This window comes from Exiguobacterium sp. QJM3NY_9 (assembly GCF_056173545.1).
Map to the genome: position 1 here is coordinate 387,365 of NZ_CM149679.1, position 15,817 is coordinate 403,181.

The following is a 15,817-nucleotide window of genomic DNA, read 5'->3' on the forward strand; positions in this document are numbered from 1 at the left end:
TAAATGATTATAAAAGTTAATGAGGAGGGAAAAGAATGCGTCTCCACGAACTAAGAACGTTTATTTCATTAGTTGAAACGAAACACTTTACGAAGACAGCAGCACAACTCTATATTTCACAACCAACGGTCAGTCTGCATTTAAAACGGTTAGAAACGCATTTTGGACAAGCGTTGATTCACCGGCATTCCTTTAATAAGACGATTGAAATATCAGAAGCCGGACAATTGGTTTATCGCCATGCGAAAGAAATCCTGCATCAAGTGGAGCGACTCGATCAAGAGATGGATGAACTCGAGGGGCTTGTCCGCGGTCATTTGAAGATTGCTGCGACACATACGATTTATGAAACGATGCTCGAAAAAATGATCCATCGTTTTGTAAATCTGTATCCGGAAGTCGTGATTGATGCGAAATTGATGAATCAGGAACAAGTCGAACAAGCTGTGCTTCATTACGAAATTGATTTAGGTCTAGTCGAAGGAGTTGTCGAAGCACCACAAATTGAGGTAACGCCGTTTACATTCGATCGCCTCCGGGTGATTGGTCGACGAGAACTCGACCTCAGTGAGGCGACATTCATTTACCGTGAGGAGGGGTCCGCCGGGCGAGCAGCACTCGAATCCTGGTTAGCAACGAATGATATCGTTCCGCAACGTATCATTACGGTCCATTCGAATCGTCTCGTCAAACAGTTGATTGAAAATGGAACGGGTATTTCGATGATTTCCGAGCGGTTGGCGGGAGAGATGCTCGATTCAGCAAACTACCGGCTTCACAACGAAGATCCGGTTCACAAGCGGACTTTTCAATTCGTGACGTTAAAGGGACAACCGACGCGGCTTTCCGAGAAGTGGATGGCGATGGTAGTGGAAGAATTCAAACAGAATTAAAAAAAGAAAACTTTTCCGTTGACTTATACCCCCATAGGTATTAAAGTATGAAATGTACCAACGAGGTATGACGAACGTCACATGAAAAAGGAGAGTGGTCTTCAAATGGAAAAGTTATATGAAGATCGAATCATTCATCGAATGAACCGGATTGAGGGGCAACTACATGGCATCGTCCGTATGATGAAAGAGGATGCTTCTTGTAAGGATGTCGTCACACAGCTCAGTGCGACACGTAGCGCGATTGATCGTATCATCGGACTGGTTGTGAGTGAAAACCTCATCGGTTGTGTCAAAAATGATGAGACAGAAGAAAATCATGAACAGGCTGTTGCAGAAGCCGTTCAATTGCTTTTAAAAAGCCGGTAAAATTTTTTAGAATAATTTATACCCCTATGGGTAAAAGTAGACGGAGGAATTAGTTAAATGTCAGATGTTAAAAAAACAACGATTGTATTGTTCAGTGGAGATTACGATAAGGTGATGGCAGCATATATCATCGCAAATGGAGCAGCAGCGTACGATCACGAAGTTACGATTTTCCATACGTTCTGGGGATTAAACGCGATGCGTAAAGATGAACCGATCCAACCGGATAAAACGTTCCTCGAAAAAATGTTTGGTAAATTCATGCCACGCGGTGCCGATAAAATGCCACTTTCGAAAATGAACTTCGGTGGTGCCGGTCAAAAAATGATCAAAAACGTCATGAAAAAACACAACGCGATGCCACTTCCGGATTTGATTGAACTTGCGAAAGAACAAGACGTGAAGCTTGTCGCTTGTACGATGACAATGGACTTGCTTGGTCTGAAACAAGAAGAATTGCATGATGGGATCGAATACGCAGGTGTTGCAGCATACCTCGCAGACGCAGAAAACGGAAACGTCAATCTCTTCATCTAACTTAGAGAATGGAGGCATCACAAAGTGGATATCTTAACCGTTGTTTTTCTACTGATCGTCGCGTTTCTTGCTTACCGCATGTTTGCACCGACGAAAGGTGTCGCGAAAATCTCAACAACTGAACTAAAAAGTAAATTAAATGATCGTAATCGGTTTTACTTGGACGTCCGGACACCGGGCGAATTTAAAGGAAACCACATTAAAGGGTTCAAAAACATTCCGCTCCAAACGTTACCGGCACAACTCGACAAAATTCCGAAAGACAAGGAAGTCATCGTAATCTGTCAAAGCGGTATGCGGAGTAAACAGGCTGTCAAGCAACTCAAAAAAGCAGGTTATCCGAACGTAACGGAAGTATCAGGCGGCATGAACGCGTGGCGCTGAACGTAAACTAAAGGAGGATGAAACAAATGAAACGACTAACCGCTAAAGAAGTACAAGAAAAGCTTGAAAACGGGGAACAATTAAACATCATCGACGTACGTGAAGTCGACGAAGTGAAAGAAGGCAAGATTCCTGGAGCGAATCATATTCCGCTTGGTCTCGTTGAATTTAAAATGAATGAACTCGATAAGAAAAAAGAGTACGTCATGGTTTGTCGCTCTGGTGCACGCAGCGGTCGCGCGACAACATATCTCGAAGGACAAGGCTACAATGTCATCAACATGGATGGCGGAATGATGTCCTACGAAGGAAAAACAGAGTAAAAATTTTAATCTTAAATATACCCCTAGAGGTAAAAGGAGCGAATACTTTTGCAGACAATTAAAACAGACATTGTACTTGACGCACGTGGACTCGCTTGTCCGATGCCGATCGTCCGTACGAAAAAATCAATCAAGACACTCGAACCGGGTCAAGTCATCGAAGTGCAGGCAACCGATAAAGGGTCAACCGCTGATTTACGTGCTTGGGCGAACAGTACCGGCAACCAGTACCTTGGAACGATTGAAGAAGGGGACGTGTTACGTCATTACGTCCGGAAGTCTTCCGGAAACGATCAGGAAGCTCCTGCTTTCACACAAGTAGTGAATAACGAGACACTCGAAGCAGTCCGCTCAAACGACGATGTGCTCGTTCTTGATGTACGTGAAACAGCAGAATATGCCTTTTCACATATCCCGAATGCAATCAACATTCCGCTCGGTGAGCTCGACACACGAAGTGATGAACTCGATAAAACAAAAACGATTTACGTCGTTTGCCGGACAGGCAGCCGGAGTGATCTCGCATCGCAACAACTCGATGCAAAAGGATTCACGGTTCAAAATGTCATCCCGGGCATGAGCCAGTGGACGTTTGATACGGCAACGACTGTTTAATTACTAAACCGCTTAGGAGGAACAACAACAGATGGCACATGCAATGACGACTCAAGAAGTCACACAAAAAGTTATTAACCGTCAACCACTCTTTATCTTAGACGTCCGGAACGAAGATGCATTCGCGGACTGGAAAATTGAAGGCGAGAACTTCAATTACCTGAACGTTCCATACTTTGATTTACTCGATGGTGTCGAAGACATTCTCGATCAATTGCCGACGGATCAAGATGTTCTCGTCGTCTGTGCAAAAGAAGGTTCTTCCATCTTCGTCGCTGATTTGTTAGAGGAAGCAGGACGGACTGTTTCTTATTTAGCAGGTGGCATGAAAGCATGGAGCGAGCACCTCGAACCGATTTCACTCGGAACATTGAATGAGACGGGTCAAGATCGTGGTGAAGTCGTTCAGTTCGTCCGAATCGGAAAAGGATGTTTGTCTTACATGATCATCTCGGAGGGCGAAGCGGTCCTCGTAGATGCAACACGGATGACAGATGTCTATCTTGATTATGCAGCAGCACGTAATGTCAAAATCACACATGTGTTTGATACACACTTACATGCCGATCATATTTCAGGTGGTCGTGAAATTGCTGAAAAAACGGGTGCGACATATTGGTTACCACCAAAAGATGCGACAGATGTGACATTCGAATATGCGGCACTTGAAGATGGCAGCCATGTGCAAGTCGGGGATACACAAATCGACGTCCTTGCCCTTTATTCCCCGGGACATACGATTGGTTCGACATCATTCGTCGTCGATAACCGGTATCTCTTAACGGGTGATATCCTGTTCATCGATTCGATTGGTCGCCCTGACCTCGCAGGTCTTGCGGACGACTGGGTCGGTGACTTACGAAACTCCCTCTACACGACGTACCGTGAACTTTCGAACGACTTGATCGTGCTTCCGGCACACTTCATGTTGATTGAAGAGTTGAACGCAGATGGCAGTGTCGCGGAGAAACTCAGCATCCTCCTCGCGAACAATCACGGTTTGAACATCGAAGACGAAAGTGTCTTCCGTAAGATGGTGACAGAGAACTTGCCACCGCAACCAAATGCGTATCAAGAAATCCGCGAAACGAACATGGGTAAGAAGACACCAGATCTCGAAACACAACGTGAGATGGAAGTCGGTCCGAACCGGTGTGCCGTTCGTTAATCAGCTCGAAAATTAAACTAAAGCAAGCAACTATTAGGAGGAATTCATCAATGAAATCAGAACTCGTACTCGACGCAAAAGGACTTGCATGTCCAATGCCGATCGTCAAAACAAAAAAAGCAATCGCAGGACTTGAATCAGGACAAATTTTAGAAGTACATGCAACGGATAAAGGTGCTAAAAATGATTTACAAGCTTGGGCAAACTCAGGCGGTCATGAGCTCGTTAAACACGAAGAAGAAGCGAGTGTATTGAAATTCTGGATTCAAAAAGGGTAATTCAAGTTGAAGGGGGCTGCTGACAGTCCCCTTTTTTTAAAGGAGTGATCTACATGGAAATCGGTTTTATCATTACCATCTTCTTAATCGGTTTCGTCGGTTCTTACATCTCCGGGATGTTAGGGATTGGCGGGTCCATCATCAAGTATCCGATGTTACTTTATATTCCACCGTTGCTCGGATTTGCGGCGTTCTCTGCTCATGAGGTCGCAGGAATCAGTGCCATTCAAGTATTTTTTGCGACGATTGGTGGCGTCTGGGCGTATCGTAAAGGCGGTTACCTGAACAAATCGTTGATCATCAACATGGGTGGAGCGATTTTGATTGGGAGTTTCATCGGTGCGTATGGCTCGAATGTCTTAGCGGAAGATACAATCAATCTCGTCTACGGCATATTAGCGTTGACCGCTGCTGTCATGATGTTCGTTCCGAAAAAAGGGCTCGATGACATTCCGCTCGATCAAGTGACGTTCAATAAAGGTATCGCAGCAAGTGCTGCCTTTATCGTCGGGATTGGTGCTGGAATCGTCGGTGCTGCCGGAGCTTTCTTACTTGTCCCGATCATGCTCGTCATCTTAAAAATTCCAACACGGATGACGATCGCTTCGTCCCTCGCGATTACGTTCATTTCTTCGATTGGCGCGACCGTCGGTAAAATCACGACGGGGCAAGTCGATTGGGGTCCTGCTGCTATCATGGTTGTTGCCAGTCTGATTGCGGCGCCACTCGGAGCAATCGCCGGGAAAAAGATGAATACTAAAATCCTGCAAGTGACCCTTGCTGTCTTGATTCTCGCGACAGCAATCAAGATTTGGCTTGATATTTTATAAGCAGACAAAAAACGAGCCGGTATCGTCAAAAGACGAAACCGACTCGTTTTTTTTTGCTTACTTGCTTGCGTCGATGACGTGAAGCAATTGATCTTCGACTTCTTTTGCGACCTGTTTTAATTGTTCATCTTCAACGAGCGCAATCAGTGCTGTCGGACGTGGCATGCCGATTTTCGTTTGTCCCTTCTCCGTAAAGACCGCTAGTTTACAAGGTAGGAAGTAACCCGCACGTCGTTCAGCTGACAGGACGCGGTGCGCTTCTTTCGGGTTACAGACTTCGAGAATATGATATTCGCCTTCAAAGTCGAGTCCCTTTTCATCTAATTTTCCTGCTAAATCGAATTCCCAGAGAACACCAAATGAAACTTTTTGGAGCTCCTCTTTCAAACGTGTGATGGTTTCTTCTGTTGAGTGTTCAGTCGTAACTGTATAATCAAACATCGATACCCCTCCTGGTGTTTAGTCTTAAAACTGTTCCCTACTTTTTCATTAAATAATCATTCAGCATCAGATGTGCAATTTTGAGGCACGGTCAACGACAAACTATGTGAAATCAAGGTACATTAGAAAAAAGACATCTAACCATTCACCCGGAACGTATGCTTTAAAAAGGAGGCGAAGGGAGATGAAGAAGCGAATGTTGACGATTCTATCCGTCGTTGCATTACTTGCCATCATGATCGGTGGGTATTTTGTTTTCCAGCAGCAACAGGCGAAGTCGAGCGGAAGTAAAGAACTGACCTATGCGAAAGAGGAGACGGTGATTTTAGCAGGGGGCTGTTTTTGGTGTATGGAACCGCCATTTGAGGAATTGAAGGGCGTGAAGTCCGTCATCTCGGGTTATACCGGCGGTGACGTTGAAAACCCGACCTACAATCAAGTGTCTGCTGAGACGACCGGTCACCGGGAAGCCGTTTTGATTACGTTTGACCCGACTGTCATTTCGTACAAACAGTTACTCGACGTCTACTGGCGCCAAATCGATCCAACCGATCCGAACGGTCAATTCGTCGATCAAGGCGAGTCGTATACGACAGCGATTTTTTATACAAACGATGACCAAAAGCAAATCGCTGAACAGTCAAAACAAGACCTGGCAGACCGCGGCATCTTTGACGACAAAATCGTCACACCTTTAATTGAGGCCGGTCCTTTTTATGAGGCGGAGGCATATCATCAGGACTACTACTTGAAGAGCGAGAAAAAGTATAAATTTTACCGTGCCGCTTCCGGACGAGATGAGTTCATCGACCGCTACTGGAACGATCAACCGAAACTCGATTTACCGAAGTATGACAAGTTAACGGATGCTCAAAAGAAAGCGAAATTGACCGATATTCAGTATAAAGTCACGCAAGAAGACGGGACCGAACCTGCCTTTGACAATCCTTATCACGACTTAAAAGCGGACGGGATTTACGTCGATCTGATTTCTGGTGAACCGCTCTTCTCATCAAAAGATAAGTACGACTCGAAAACAGGATGGCCCAGTTTCAGTCAACCACTCGAGCCTGGGAATATCATTGAAAAAAGTGATTTTGCCCTCGGGATGAAGCGGATGGAAGTCCGGAGTCGTCATGGCAACGCCCATCTCGGTCACGTCTTTAACGATGGTCCTGAGCCGACCGGTCTTCGGTACTGCATGAACTCGGCAGCTCTACAGTTCATTGCGAAGGAAGATTTAGAAAAAGAGGGGTACGGTCAGTATCTGTCTGAATTTAAATAACATATGCGCCCCATCCTTTCGTTCGAAAGGGTGGGTTTTCTTCTGAAAAAAAGCAGGGGGACCAAGTCGTTCGGTCAAGTGAATATTTTTCCTTTCGAAATTGTAAGGTAATATAACGAAAAAATTATCATATTTATCCAAATATTGTTTATACTTGAGAAAAGCACGATTTATTTTTCTTAAGGAGGAACATTAGTGAAGAAGTTGACGATTTGGCTCATGTTGAGCTGCCTCATTCTGACACTTGGAGTGGGACCTTTCGCTATGAAAACGATAGCGGCAGACGAAGTAGGACAGGCAATCGGATTAAAAGCAGGACAAGAAACGGTCCTCGAAACGGGGACGAACGACAAAAATACATATTGGTATAAAGTCGAACAGCAAGCAGGAATCGAAAAAACGGCATCGCACTTCGAATTATCAATTGATACGGATCAATCGATCGAAGTGACCGCCTATCCGAGTGAAGAAATGGCAGCGAAAGATGAAACATTCGATCGTTACCGGAGCTACGCTGAACCTGATGAAAAAGAAGCCATGAAACTGGCGGTTCCCTACGCTTGGGATGGCCCGTATTATATAAAAGTCGATTACTATCCGAATATCGAAGAAGGCAAAACGACGAAAGCGGCACACGTTAAACTGACATACAATGATGTCAAACTGGCAGTCGAGTACGAACCAATCAGTGATATTAGCTGTGCAGCGGAAGAAGCGTTGAAGCAAACGACTGAAGAAAAGCCAATGCTAGCGTTGATGCACGCGATTCAAAAGCAAGTGTTGAGTCAATCGGAGCAAGGACGTAGCTTAACGTCGCTGTATTACAAAGCGTCACCCTACGTCGTCAAAGCGATTTTATTTAATAAAGATAAGCGAACACAAGCAGCAGAAGACTTGAAGACGTTGAAACCAGCGATGACGGCGCTCGTCAATGGAACGACGTATACATTATCAAAAGCCGATCAGCAGGCAGTCAATCGTCTGTTTGAATTAACACGTGACGCGTCACCAGAAATCATCGCGAATGAAATCAATCAGTATGCGAAAAAAATGGAAATTTCAACGCTCGGTGGAAGCACGCTGAGTGAAACATTCCGTTCACTCGGAATGACGATTCAATCAGAAGAAAAAACACGGTTCATCGTTAAATTAAAACCGGGTCAGATGAATCGGTCGATGAAGATCGCTGGAACTCCGGCGACAGATGTTGAGCGTTTATCGCTTGGTAAAGCGGGCGACTTCGTCATTGTTACGGAAGATCCGACAGTCAAAAGTCAAACCGCGACGGCACTGAAACAGTCACTCAGCCGGTCTTCTGCCGTCGAGTATGTCGAGAAAATTCAGACGTACCGCGCAACAGGGGACATCAACTATGACTACCAGTGGGCATTAAATAAAAATGCGATCGTCGAACAGTTACCGGATGTCGGAATCGGTTTTGAACAATTCGTCGCCAGTCCAATCAGCAAAACACTGACTCCGGTGACGATTGCTGTCATCGATACAGGAGTCGATTACCGCCTGAAAGATTTACAAGGAAAAGTCGACATCGCGAACGAAAAGAACTATGTCGATGTCAATGGAAAAGGAGATGCCCTTGACGACAATGGTCACGGGACACACGTCTCAGGAGTCATCGCGGCAGCACTCGAAAATGAATATGGCATTCGCGGAATTCACCAATCTGCTAAAATCCTCCCGATTAAAGTATTGAATGCGAATGGGGAAGGCGAAACAGATGCCATCGCACTCGGGATTAAATATGCTGTCGATCACGGAGCAAAAGTCATCAACATGAGCCTCGGAGGCGGCGAGAGTCGAACGATGGCTTACATGATGAAGTATGCAGCGGACAACGGCGTCACAGTCGTCGCGGCGTCAGGGAATGAATATGACAGTTACATCGGGTTCCCGGCAAGTTCAGAATATGCGATTTCCGTTGGAGCAACGAATCCACTCGGAATGGTCGCTGACTATTCGAACTACGGCTTCGGGCTTGACGTCGTAGCACCAGGATCAAAAATCGCAAGTCTCGTCCCGGACGGTAACACCGTCTACATGGATGGAACGAGTATGGCATCACCACACGTTGCTGCAGTCGCCGGTATCTTGGCGTCACTTGATGGGACACTGAAACCAAAAGAAATCGAAAATATCTTACGAACGAGTGCAGAACCACTTGCTTTCGAAAATCCGAATGATTGGTATGAGGATGATGAAGAGGATATGGAGGACGAGTATCCTCCTGGTAAAGCGCCGGAAAAACTTCCGGCCTACGTCAGTCCGGTATCCGGTTACGGGAAAATCAATATTTTGCGTGCCATCTCACAATTGCATTTACATGGAAAAGTCAAACCGGTCTATGACAATCAACTCGTTGTCAGCGGGACTGTTAAGACTGGCACAAAAGTAGAAGTCTGGTCAACAAAACGTTTAGCTTCGACGGTAGCGAAAGCTGGTACGTTCTCCGTTCAAATTCCACGCCAAACAAAAGAAACGGTCTTGACGATTCGTTATGCGAATGGAACGGATGTTACATCTGAGCGGACGGAAGTATTGCCTGGGAAAGCACCTGCTGCACCGAAAGTGAATCCTGTACTCGCAGGCGCGACGAAAGTGACAGGAACAGCCAGTGCAAGTGGAAAAATCGTCATGAAGGACGCTAAGAATAAGACGATTGCCACAAGCATGGTGGATGCGAAAGGTAAGTTCAGCGTCAAAGTACCAAAACAAACAGCTGGAGCACGCCTCAGCGTGACGGTGCTTGATATCGCAAAACGTTCAAGTAAACCAACTGTCGTAACGGTTTTGGCACCACCTGCGGCACCAAAAGTCAAAGCCATCACTAGTAGTCAGACGAAACTGTCTGGGACAGGTGAGAAAAAAACACACGTCTACGTACAAAATGCGAAAAAGAAAGTCATCGCTAAAGGAACCGTCACGTCAAAAGGAACGTTCTCTGTAAAAATCGCGAAACAAAAAGCAGGAACGAAACTTTCCGTTTATCTTGTCAACGCGCATAAACAGACAAGTGTAAAGACGTCGATCACGGTCAAAAAAGCGAAAAAATAATCTGTTGGACAGGCCTTCTCCAGTCATCTGGAGGAGGTTTTTTTGTAGTCGATTATTTTTAAGGTATTTTTCGGTAGATTATGCTATTTTTAAGTAACTGAAACAATTTCAAAAGAGGCATCATCCCTGAGTGGATGGTGAGGGGGATATTCTATGATCAAGTGGATTCGGAGACGAATCGGACGCCAGTTGCTAGCGGTGTTTTATGTAGTATTACTATTAGTATCGGTGACATCATTTTTTGTTTATGACTACATGGAAACACGAATTGAATCGTCCCGAAGTGATCTTGAGACGATTAGTGAGAAAAATAGACGGGCTGATACGCTTTGGGACAATTGGCAGAACGTCCAATTTGGATTACGCGGATTCGTGATTTTTGGAGATCAGGAACGATTTGATGAAATTGAAGCCTTACGGACTGAAATCAAAAGTGAGACGGATTGGTTTGGACGCAGAGCAGAAACGGATCAAGAAGAAGAATTCGCTGCTCAAATGTTGAACTTGTATGATTTATATTACGGGGCATTGTTCCCGCTGACGCAATCATACGTAACGGAGAAAAAAGCAAATCGCATCAATGAAGATTTTTTACAAGGTGATAGTTTGTTTTCGTTACCGATTGCGAAACGTCTCGTCGAGCAAGGCCAAATCAAACCGACGGCAGACGGATCGATTGATATCACACCAGACATCGAAAAAGCATCATCGGCACTGGAAGAATACCGTGATACGTTGCAGCAACAACAAGAAGCTGCCGTTTTAAAATTACGGACTGAAGTCGCGAATACACAATGGATTTGGATTTCAAGTATTTTTGTTTTAATCAGTTTCATTCTATTGTTCGTTCATCCGTTCATTCGTCGGATGACAAAACAGTTATTCCGCTTAATTGACGACAATCAAAAATTGACGCGAAGTGAACCGATTGAAATAGACGAGGTGGCACAACGACGACCGGATGAAATCGGTCTACTCCGGGCCTCATTCAATCAAATGGCGATGACGACGAACGCACATAAAGATGAGATGCAGGGGAAAAATGAAGAGTTGCAAGCGCAAAGTGAAGAATTGCTTGCACAACAAGAAGAATTGCAAGCACAGCAAGAAGAATTAGAGGAAGCCTACCAGGCAACGAAACAAAATGAAGAAAAACTAAAGCTCAGAAGTGAACTGACAGAAGCCTTAGCCATTCGAGAAACGATGGAAGCCTATCCGTCAATCATCCAGAAAATGATTGATATCACGTCTTCAGAGTACGGAGCGCTTCTTCTGTATGAAGCAGGCATGTACATCGGTGCGACGACGAATGGCATGAAACAAAGTCACCTGGAAGCCTTACGAACTGACGATACGTCCGTGTTAAGTCGGATGCTGTTAGGTAAACAGATCGTTCAATCTGAAAAACGTGTCGACCGAACAGCGGACATTCCGTACAGCTTTAGTACACACGAAGTGGCACTACCTATCTATGATCCGGCAAGTGGTCAGTTGATGGCGGCAGTTTATTTAGTCCGGTACAAGTCGCCTTACAAAAAGCAACAGTTACTTGATATGCGCGATTTCTCCCAACAAATGACGCTCTCTCTGTTACGGACACGTTCGTATGAAGAGATGAAACAAGAAAAGAAAAAAACGGAACAAGTGTTAGACTCGATTCGTGAGGCCATCATCTATCTAGAAGACGGAAATGACGAACTGTATGTCAACCGTCCGCTGTTTGACCTGATTCCGGAATTACAATCGGAGTTCACGAGTGACCGGACCTTATCATCCGGGTCCTATGTGATTGAAGTGATGCGAAGTGTAGTCGACGATCGTGACGTATTTGATGAGTATGTCACTTTAATTCGCTCAGGCATCGTTCCTCCGGATAAGTTTCAGTTCGATGTGCGAAACAATACAGCACACCTCGAAGTGTATGCGGAACGGATTGATATTGAAGGCGGATGGAAAGGTGTCATTCTTGTCATTCGTGATATTACCCGGGAAACAGAGGCGGATCGCCTGAAAACAGAACTCGTGTCAACGGTCTCCCATGAGTTACGAACACCGCTTTCATCCATTTATGGATTTACGGAGTTGATGTTGAACCGTGAAATTGATGTCATGAAGCAAAAAAAATATTTAGCAACGATTCATGACGAAACAGGTCGTTTGTCGAACTTAGTGACAGACTTCTTAGACGTTCAACGGATGCAATCAGGAGCGCAGCTCTATCAAAAGATGACACTTAATTTGTATACTGTCGCGAAACAAGTCGTCGAAATTTATGAGACGTCGAGTGTACGCCACTCGATTCGACTACGCCTCTTAAATAAGGAATTGCCAGCCATTCATGCTGACGAAGATCGTATTAAACAGCTCTTAAGTAATTTAATTAATAATGCAATCAAATATTCACCGGATGGTGGAGAAATTGACGTCGTTCTGGACTTGGATGATGAGAATGTCATCATTCATGTCATTGACGAAGGGATCGGCATACCGCATCATGCGTTTGCTCATCTGTTCGATAAATTTTATCGCGTAGACAATTCCGATACGCGTCGTATCGGTGGAACGGGACTTGGATTATCAATCTGTAAAGAAATCGTCAAGGAACATGATGGAACGATCCACGTTGAATCTGAAGAAGGCGAAGGCAGTACATTTACGATTCTACTTCCATTGTCTAGCGTACTTCCATCTTAAAAATACGCTGAAATGCTTGCTCGTTCATCCGAGCAAGCATTTCAGCGTGTAGACAAACTATTAAAAAGCGTAAACATACGGTATTGAGATGCAATCCGTTTGCGCTTCCCTGTCTCGCCTCGTCTTCAAAGCGGCAATCGGTCACGCCGCTACAGCAAAGCTGCAGGGTCGCGACCGATTGCTTTTCGCTTTAAAAGCGATTCGAGACGGATTGCGCGCTAAACCGTCTGCATGCCCGGCTTTCCGTCACGCTATTACCTGAAAAGCGTCACATTTCGTTGACTCCTACGGGAAAAGTGCGTTTTTAACGCACTTTCAGAGGCAGCCAAGACCCTGCTCGTTGTCCGTAAGGACCAAGGAGCAACGGCTTGCGCCTCGCCCGAGGAAAGCAACGAAAAAAGATGCTTCGTCTCTCGATAGCACATTGTCTACAGTTTAAAATGCTTGCTCGTTCATTCGAGCAAGCATTTTTTTTTAGGATCTACCAAACCAAATACTTCGATAGGCGGAATAGAGGAAAATAAAAAATTTTTTGAATATAATAAGAAAAGAAGGTTAAAAATATATTGTTTTGACCGATAGAATATAGGACATTAGAACTATTTGAAGGGAGGAGGACGAAGTGAGACAAAAATTAATTTATATTTTGATAATTGCTTGGATCGTGAGTCATTTTAGCTGGTTAGGTATCGTAGGGACGTCCTCCGATCTCGCACGAATCGGTAATAGTCTATTTACGACGGGTGGTGCCATTTTATCGTCTGCAATGCTCCTACTGGCGATTTATAAACATCCCACTCGTTCCTTTACGCAACGACTTTTTTTCTTATTGCTCTTAGGAAATATCGCTCTGATTGCCGGTGAAGTAGGTCAATTGGTTTTGCAAATTCAGCGGGCTGAACGCTTTGGACCATTCGACTGGATTGACTTTGTCTTCAGCTTGCAGATTATCTTTTATTTGATTGCGTTTTGTTATTTTTTATTCAATCGCCGTACTCAAATCAATCTGCGATTTTTCTTATTCGATGAATTAATTATTTTGATCGTTGCAGGATCGATATCTTGGCACTATATGATTACACCCTATTTAAAAAATGCGACCGGATTTGACTTAGAAACCTTGCTGTTGATTCGCTATCCGTTAGGTGATTTGTTACTCCTTGGAGGAATGATCATCTTATTCTTTGGCGTGATGAAACGAGGCAACAGTAGATCGTTGTTGCTCGTCTTATTAGGTTTTCACTTACAACTATTAGCCGACCTTCTATACGTCGTGTTGTATCGGGCGGACTTCCCGGTGTCCGCCATGTGGCTCGATCCAGTTTGGCTCGCGACGACGTTGACAGTAGGGGGAGCCGCGATTTTATTTGATGCAGATGAGCGGTCCATCGATTTCATGTTAAATCGTCGTGTGCTGGATTGGGTACGCTTAGTGACGCCTTATATTTTCTTGTTGATTTTATTTATCACAATGGCACGCCAAGCCGTCACCTTTAACGGATTGACCATCGGGCTGATGATTGCGACACCGTTGTTGATTTCGCGACAAATTCGTATTGTCATGGACAATCAACGGCTTCGGGAAAACTTGGAGGCGAAAGTCGACCAGCGGACGGCGGACTTGGAGCGAGCGCTCGAAGAAATGGAGCACATGGCTTATCACGATGCATTGACGAATTTGCCGAACCGGTATTTGTTTGCCCGTCTCTTTAAAGAAGAGCTGCGTCGCGCTGAAATACACGAACGGTTAGCCGCTCTGTATTTTATTGATGTGGATCACTTCAAACAAATCAATGACACCTATGGTCACCAAATCGGCGATCAACTCATCATCGATATTGCCAGCCGTCTTGAGAAAAAATTACCACACAACACCGTCATTTCCCGTCAAGGCGGCGATGAATTCGTTGTCCTTTTATTTGACGTGAAAGAAACGAACGTGATTGAGGAGTGTGGACAATTACTCGTACAATTGTTTGAACGCCCCTTTATTCTTCAAGACACACCGGTCTGCATGACAGCGAGCATCGGGTGCGCAATCTATCCGACACATGCGACGTCACGGACGACGTTGATTGAACAAGCGGATGTTGCGATGTATGAAGCGAAACGACGCGGGAAAAACCAATTCTATTTACAAGCTGATTAAAAAGCGAAGCCTCCCGAAAACAGGGTGCTTCGCTTTTGCTGTTATTTAGCATTTGTTAAAAATTTTTCAAGATCAGAAATCGCTGTGATGGAAGCGTTACACTGGTCGCTATCGATGCATAAGTAGTTCCCGACAGCACGATAGTGATCAGCTGATTTATTTGTTCGAACCGAGACGAGCGCGACCTCATTGTTTGTTTTACAGAGGCTGCAAATTCCGTGCTGAATGTTTGGTAAATAGGTGCTCTCGAGTCCGATCCACGTCCCGTCGAGCGGATAAACAAAAAATTTCTTTTTGTTGCTCGTATCATTCCAGCTCAAATACGTCGTCATTGAAAAATCAATCGTATCGAGCGGAGGAAGATGGAGTTTTTTTACCTTTGGAAAAAGTGCCTGGATTTCAGCGGGGGTGATCGTCGGAAATGGTTCGACGAACGGTTGGATTTGATCGAGATACGTGAACAGCTGTTGCTCTGAAGCTTGATTCCGGATCGTCATCAAAAGTTCCTCTTGTTCCGGGGACAGAATGGGAATGATGTCGAAAATTTTTGTCGTCGCGCTGTATAAAACGGCATCACGGACATCGGGGTCATTCACGGTCGTTAATTGTTGAAGTAATAACTCAATTTGATTCCGGATGAAATTATATTGGTGGGGCTTGATGAATGGTTGCATATGATCAACGCTCCTTTGTATTTCCATCGTACCTGAATCCGTTTCTTGAAGACAGGTTTTTTGTTTTCGAGCATGTCGCGTCGGGGAAAGACTAGGTAAGGAGGT

At 44.8% G+C, this 15,817-nt stretch carries 15 protein-coding genes; 13 read left to right on the plus strand and 2 right to left on the minus strand.

The features are described from left to right. Nucleotides 1-35 precede the first annotated feature (35 nt). From AC0VYQ_RS01970 to AC0VYQ_RS02010, 9 genes are all read left to right on the plus strand, one after another. Nucleotides 36-893, plus strand: a complete 858-nt coding sequence (locus AC0VYQ_RS01970; RefSeq protein ID WP_475404128.1) for a LysR family transcriptional regulator — start codon at nucleotides 36-38, stop codon at nucleotides 891-893. A 105-nt stretch (nucleotides 894-998) separates the two neighbouring features. After that, entirely contained in the window at nucleotides 999-1,262 is a 264-nt protein-coding gene (locus AC0VYQ_RS01975) for a metal-sensitive transcriptional regulator (RefSeq protein ID WP_475404129.1), read from the plus strand. Between the two features lie 57 nt (nucleotides 1,263-1,319). Then, nucleotides 1,320-1,799, plus strand: coding sequence for a DsrE/DsrF/DrsH-like family protein (locus tag AC0VYQ_RS01980; protein ID WP_088836179.1), 480 nt, complete (start codon nucleotides 1,320-1,322; stop codon nucleotides 1,797-1,799). A gap of 78 nt (nucleotides 1,800-1,877) precedes the next feature. After that, nucleotides 1,878-2,183 (plus strand): rhodanese-like domain-containing protein, encoded by a 306-nt coding sequence (locus AC0VYQ_RS01985; protein ID WP_201302337.1) that lies wholly within the window; start codon nucleotides 1,878-1,880, stop codon nucleotides 2,181-2,183. 26 nt (nucleotides 2,184-2,209) lie between these two features. Beyond that, the gene (locus tag AC0VYQ_RS01990; RefSeq protein WP_475404130.1) at nucleotides 2,210-2,506 is read left to right on the plus strand and encodes a rhodanese-like domain-containing protein; all 297 of its coding nucleotides are present in this window, start codon (nucleotides 2,210-2,212) and stop codon (nucleotides 2,504-2,506) included. Nucleotides 2,507-2,554: 48 nt separating this feature from the next. Then, nucleotides 2,555-3,121, plus strand: coding sequence for a sulfurtransferase TusA family protein (locus AC0VYQ_RS01995; protein WP_475404131.1), 567 nt, complete (start codon nucleotides 2,555-2,557; stop codon nucleotides 3,119-3,121). A 31-nt stretch (nucleotides 3,122-3,152) separates the two neighbouring features. Next, on the plus strand, nucleotides 3,153-4,289 hold the full coding sequence (locus AC0VYQ_RS02000; protein ID WP_475404132.1) for an MBL fold metallo-hydrolase: 1,137 nt from the start codon (nucleotides 3,153-3,155) through the stop codon (nucleotides 4,287-4,289). A gap of 50 nt (nucleotides 4,290-4,339) precedes the next feature. Beyond that, nucleotides 4,340-4,567, plus strand: coding sequence for a sulfurtransferase TusA family protein (locus AC0VYQ_RS02005; RefSeq protein ID WP_029332503.1), 228 nt, complete (start codon nucleotides 4,340-4,342; stop codon nucleotides 4,565-4,567). Between the two features lie 53 nt (nucleotides 4,568-4,620). Next, on the plus strand, nucleotides 4,621-5,397 hold the full coding sequence (locus tag AC0VYQ_RS02010; protein WP_475404133.1) for a sulfite exporter TauE/SafE family protein: 777 nt from the start codon (nucleotides 4,621-4,623) through the stop codon (nucleotides 5,395-5,397). Nucleotides 5,398-5,454: 57 nt separating this feature from the next. Here the strand turns inward: AC0VYQ_RS02010 and AC0VYQ_RS02015 are convergent, their stop codons facing one another. Then, nucleotides 5,455-5,838 (minus strand): DUF302 domain-containing protein, encoded by a 384-nt coding sequence (locus AC0VYQ_RS02015; RefSeq protein WP_475404134.1) that lies wholly within the window; start codon nucleotides 5,836-5,838, stop codon nucleotides 5,455-5,457. Nucleotides 5,839-6,022: 184 nt separating this feature from the next. On the opposite strand from AC0VYQ_RS02015, the gene msrB reads away from it, so the two are divergent. From msrB to AC0VYQ_RS02035, 4 genes are all read left to right on the plus strand, one after another. Next, the gene (gene msrB, locus AC0VYQ_RS02020) at nucleotides 6,023-7,123 is read left to right on the plus strand and encodes a peptide-methionine (R)-S-oxide reductase MsrB (RefSeq protein ID WP_475404135.1); all 1,101 of its coding nucleotides are present in this window, start codon (nucleotides 6,023-6,025) and stop codon (nucleotides 7,121-7,123) included. A gap of 195 nt (nucleotides 7,124-7,318) precedes the next feature. Further along, nucleotides 7,319-10,195: a S8 family peptidase gene (locus AC0VYQ_RS02025; protein WP_475404136.1), complete on the plus strand. Its 2,877-nt coding sequence runs from the start codon at nucleotides 7,319-7,321 to the stop codon at nucleotides 10,193-10,195. Between the two features lie 153 nt (nucleotides 10,196-10,348). Next, entirely contained in the window at nucleotides 10,349-12,889 is a 2,541-nt protein-coding gene (locus tag AC0VYQ_RS02030; RefSeq protein ID WP_475404137.1) for an ATP-binding protein, read from the plus strand. Between the two features lie 622 nt (nucleotides 12,890-13,511). After that, nucleotides 13,512-15,038 carry a diguanylate cyclase domain-containing protein gene (locus AC0VYQ_RS02035; RefSeq protein ID WP_475404138.1) on the plus strand — a complete coding sequence of 509 codons (1,527 nt, stop codon included), beginning with the start codon at nucleotides 13,512-13,514 and terminating at the stop codon, nucleotides 15,036-15,038. 41 nt (nucleotides 15,039-15,079) lie between these two features. Here AC0VYQ_RS02035 and AC0VYQ_RS02040 read toward each other — a convergent pair whose 3' ends face one another. Further along, a complete protein-coding gene (locus tag AC0VYQ_RS02040; RefSeq protein WP_214893956.1) occupies nucleotides 15,080-15,712 on the minus strand; it encodes a FusB/FusC family EF-G-binding protein in 633 nt (210 codons plus the stop codon). Between the last annotated feature and the right edge of the window lie 105 nt (nucleotides 15,713-15,817).